Consider the following 4,802-nt stretch of genomic DNA (forward strand, 5'->3'; position numbering starts at 1 on the left):
CGGGATGCGGGGCGCCCCGCGGGACCCGCAGGCGTACCGAAAGCGTACGTCGGAGGGCCACGCGGGCGGCACGCGCCCGGCCGGCTCGATGTATCGCGAGCCTGCGGCTCGCTACTCGTCTTTCAGGAACGGAGTCGCGCCGGGCAGCACCCCGCTGGCCGGCGTCAGGTCGTCTTCCGCCTCCTCCCGCTCGGCCAGCTTGGCGACCGCGACGACGCGGTCTCCCTCGTCGAGGTCGATCAGGTGCACGCCCATCGCCGCGCGCCCGGTCTCCCGCACGTCCTTGACCTTCAGGCGGATCAGGATCCCCTTCTCGGTGATGAGGAGAACCTGGTCCTCGTCGGTGACGGACTTGATGCCGACGACCGGGCCGTTCTTGTCCGTCACCCGGACGTTGATCACGCCCGAACCCCCGCGCGATTGCAGGCGGTACTCCGAGGCGAGGCTGCGCTTTCCGTATCCCTTCTCGGTGACCGTCAGGATCGTCCCGTTCTCCTCGACGGCCTCCATCTCGACGACGCAGTCCTCGTCGCGCTTGAAGCGGATGCCGTAGACGCCCGTCGCAACCCGCCCCATCGCCCGGACGTCGGCCTCGGGGAACCGGATGCCGAGGCCGCTGCGGGTCCCGATGAAGATCTGGCGCGTGCCGTCCGTGATCCGCACCGAGAGGAGCTCGTCGTCGTCCTCGAGGTTGATCGCGTTGATGCCGCCGCTCCGGACGTTGCCGTACGCCGACAGGGGCGTCTTCTTGACGAGCCCTTCCCTGGTCGCGAAGACGAGGAAGCGATCCTCCGGGAAATCCTTCGTCGCGGCCAGGGCGACGAGCTTCTCGTCGGGAGACAGCTGCAGGAGGTTGACGATCGCCTTGCCGCGCGTGGCCGGACCGAGCTGCGGCAGGTCGTACACCTTGATCCAGTGCATCCGCCCCTTCGACGTGAAGGCGAGGATGAACGCATGGGTCGAGGCGACGAACAGGTGCTCGACGACGTCCTCTTCCTTCGTCGTGGCGCCGACGCGGCCCTTGCCGCCGCGGCGCTGGGCCCGGTAGAGCGAGAGGGGGGATCGCTTGATGTAGCCGCCGCGGGAGACCGTGATCACCATCTCTTCCTCGACGATCAGGTCCTCGACGTCGATCTCCGTCACGTCGGCGACGATCTCGGTCCGGCGGTCGTTGCCGAACGCCTTCTTGATGTCCTTCAACTCCGTGATGATGATCTCGCGCACGAGCTTCTCGGAGGCGAGGATCTCCTTGAGCCTCCCGATCAGCGCGAGCACTTCCTTGTACTCGGCGACGATCTTCTCCCGCTCGAGGCCGGTGAGCCGGTGGAGGCGCATGTCGAGGATCGCCTGCGCCTGGATCTCGTCGAGATGGATGAGATCCGAGGCCTTCGCCTTCTCGTCCTCGATCTTCTGGCCGATGAACTTCTCGAGGCCCGCGCGGGTCATCGAGACCTCGGCGACGAGCCGGCCCTTGGCCTCCTTCGGATCGGCGGATCCCCGGATGATCCGGATCACGAGGTCGAGGTTCCCGAGCGCGAGCGCGAGGCCCTTCATCAGGTGCGCCCGCTCCTGCGCCTTGCGCAGGTCGAACTTCGTCCGGCGGACGACGACCGTCTTGCGGTGGTCGATGAAGTGCTGGAGGAGCTCCTTCAGGTTGCAGACGCGCGGAGCGCCGTCGACGATTCCCAGGAAGATGATCCCGAAGGTCGACTGCATCGCCGTCTGGGTGAAGAGCTTGTTCAAGATCACCTGGGAGTTCTCGCCGCGCTTCAGGTCCACGACCACGCGGATGCCGTCGCGGTCCGACTCGTCGCGAAGGTCCGAGATCCCTTCGATCTTCTTCTCGTTGACGAGCTCGGCGATGCGCTCGATCAGCTTCGCCTTGTTGACCTGGTACGGGAGCTCGGTGATGACGATCGCTTCCTTCTCGCCGCGCGCCTGCTTCTCGACCATCGCGCGCGCCCTCATCTGGATGATGCCGCGGCCGGTCGAATAGGCGTCCCGGATCCCCTTCGCCCCGTGGATGAACCCCGCGGTCGGGAAATCCGGCCCGGGAATGCGCCGCATCAGCTGCGGCACGGTCGATTCGGGCTTCTGGATGAGATCGATCGTCGCGTCGATCACCTCGCCGAGATTGTGCGGCGGGATGTTCGTCGCCATGCCGACCGCGATCCCCGCCGAGCCGTTGACGAGGAGATTCGGGAACTTGCACGGGAGCACCGTCGGCTCCTGGAGCGAGCCGTCGTAGTTCGGGACCCAGTCGACGGTCTCCTTGTCGATGTCGTCGCCGATCATCTCGGAGGAGAGGCGCGTCAGGCGGATCTCCGTGTAGCGCATCGCCGCCGCGTTGTCGCCGTCGACCGAGCCGAAGTTGCCCTGGCCGTCGACGAGCGGCTCCCGCATCGAGAAGTCCTGCGCCATCCGGACGATCGTGTCGTAGATGGCGGTGTCGCCGTGCGGGTGATATTTGCCCATCACGTCGCCGACGATGCGCGCCGACTTCTTGTAGGGCCGGTTGTGGACGTTGTTCTGCTCCCACATGCCGAAGAGGCAGCGGCGGTGCACGGGTTTCAGGCCGTCGCGCACGTCGGGGAGCGCGCGGCCCACGATGACCGACATCGCGTAGTCGAGGTACGACCGGCGCACCTCCTCGACCATCGAGACGGGGTTCTTCTTCTCGGAGTCCAGTACGGAGCTCATGTCAGATGTCCAGGTTCTTCGCCGCGAGGGCGTTGGTTTCGATGAAGTCTCGGCGCGGCTCGACCTCGTCGCCCATCAGGATCGAGAAGATCTCGTCGGCCTCGACCGCGTCTTCGATATTGACCTGCAGCAGGTGGCGCTTTTCCGGGTCCATCGTCGTCTCCCAGAGCTGCTCCGGGTTCATCTCGCCCAGACCCTTGTAGCGCTGGATCGCGAGCCCCTTCTTGGCGCCCTCGTAGATCGTCTCGAGGGTGCCCGCAAGCGTGGCGCACGCGGTCTTCTCCTCCCCCTGCGCGATCTCGTACGGGCCGACGAGGAAGGTCCCGATCGCCTTCGCGCTCTCGCGGAGCCTCTTGGCCTCGTGCGAGGAGGCGAACTCCGGGTCGATCCGGAACGACTTCTCGATGCCGTTGACCGAGCGCGTCAGCTCGAGCGCGAACGACTCCCCGACCTCGTCGGAGACGACGTCCGCCCGCATGAATTCGCCGAGCGCCTTCGCCTCCCGGCCGAGCATGTCGACCCGCTTCTTTTCGGTGAAGTCCTCCGCGCGGAAGAGGTCGGAGTCGAGCCAGGCACGCACGAACGGCTCGGGCCATCCCTTCGCCTCGAGGTTCGCCAGGTGCGTGCGGTACGACTCCATCTTCTCGAGAAGCGTGATGAGCCTGGCGCCCGAGGCCGACTGCTTCGATTTCGCCTGCGTGAGCGTCCGGTCGTCGCCGATCCGCGCGAGGAGGAACTTCGTGAGCTCCCGTTCGTCCTTGAGATACGTCTCCTTCTTCCCTTCGGCGACCTTGAAGAGCGGCGGCTGCGCGATGTAGAGGTAGCCGCGCTCGACGACCGCCAGCATCTGGCGGAAGAAGAACGTCAGGAGCAGCGTCCGGATGTGCGAGCCGTCGACGTCGGCGTCCGTCATGATGACGATCTTGTGGTACCGGAGCTTCCCGACGTCGAACTCCTGCCCGATCGAGCATCCGAGCGCCGTGATCAGCACGCGAATCTCCGTGGAGGAGAGCATCTTGTCGAGGCGCGCCTTCTCGACGTTCAGGATCTTGCCGCGGAGCGGCAGGATGGCCTGGAATCGCCGGTTCCTTCCCTGCTTGGCCGAGCCGCCGGCCGAATCGCCCTCGACGATGAAGATCTCCGAGAACGCGGGGTCCTTCTCCTGGCAGTCGGCGAGCTTGCCCGGCAGCGACCCGGAGTCGAGCGCTCCCTTGCGCCGCACCAGGTCGCGCGCCTTGCGGGCCGCCTCGCGGGCCCGGGCGGATTCCACGATCTTCTCGATGATGCGCTTGGCGTCGCGCGGATGCTCCTCGAGGTAAGAGCCGAACTTCTCGTAGACCATCTGCTGCACCCAGGTCTTGACCTCCGAGGAGACGAGCTTGTCCTTGGTCTGCGAGGAGAACTTCGGGTCGCGGACCTTGACGGAGATCACCGCGGTCAGTCCCTCGCGCGCGTCGTCGCCCGAGAGGTTCGTCTCCTTCAGCGCCTTCGTCAGGTTGTTCGCGTCGGCGTAGCGCTGGAGCGCGCGCGTGAGCGCGCCCTTGAAGCCCTCGATGTGCGTGCCGCCGTCGCGGTTGTTGATCGTGTTCGTGAACGCGTAGAGCGTCTCCGCGTATCCCTCGTTCCACTGGAGAGCGACCTCGACCCGCTCCTTGTCGGCGTCGCGCTTCGGGTCGCCGGTGCCTCCCTTGACGTCCCACAGGAAGATCACCTTGTCGTGGATCGGGGTCTTCGCCTTGTTCAGGTGCTCGACGAAGGACTTGATGCCCCCCTCGTAGAAGAACTCGTGCTTCTTGTCGGTCCGCTCGTCGACGATCGTGATCCCGACGCCGGGAATGAGGAACGACAGCTCGCGCAGGCGCTGCGACAGCTGCTCGAAATGGAACTCGGTGATCGAGAAGATCTCCGGATCGGGCCAGAACGTGATCTTCGTCCCGGTCTTCTTCGAGGTCCCGGTCGCCGCGATCGGCGCGACCGGGACGCCGCGCGCGTAGGCCTGCTGCCAGACCTTCCCGTCGCGACGGATCTCGGCCTCGAGCCGCAGCGAGAGGGCGTTGACCACCGAGACGCCGACGCCGTGGAGGCCGCCGGAGACCTTGTAG

2 protein-coding genes are annotated in these 4,802 nt (G+C 66.2%); both read right to left on the reverse strand.

The genetic code is table 11. From position 1 onward, the window contains the following. Positions 1 to 111: 111 nt before the first annotated feature. A complete protein-coding gene (gene gyrA / locus VKH46_06230; GenBank protein HKB70424.1) occupies positions 112 to 2,700 on the reverse strand; it encodes a DNA gyrase subunit A in 2,589 nt (862 codons plus the stop codon). A gap of 1 nt (position 2,701) precedes the next feature. Beyond that, positions 2,702 to 4,802, reverse strand: a 2,101-nt coding sequence (locus tag VKH46_06235; GenBank protein ID HKB70425.1) for a DNA gyrase subunit B, incomplete at its 5' end; no start/stop codon positions are given.

Source organism: Thermoanaerobaculia bacterium (genome assembly GCA_035260525.1).
Classification (GTDB): Bacteria; Acidobacteriota; Thermoanaerobaculia; order UBA5066; family DATFVB01; genus DATFVB01.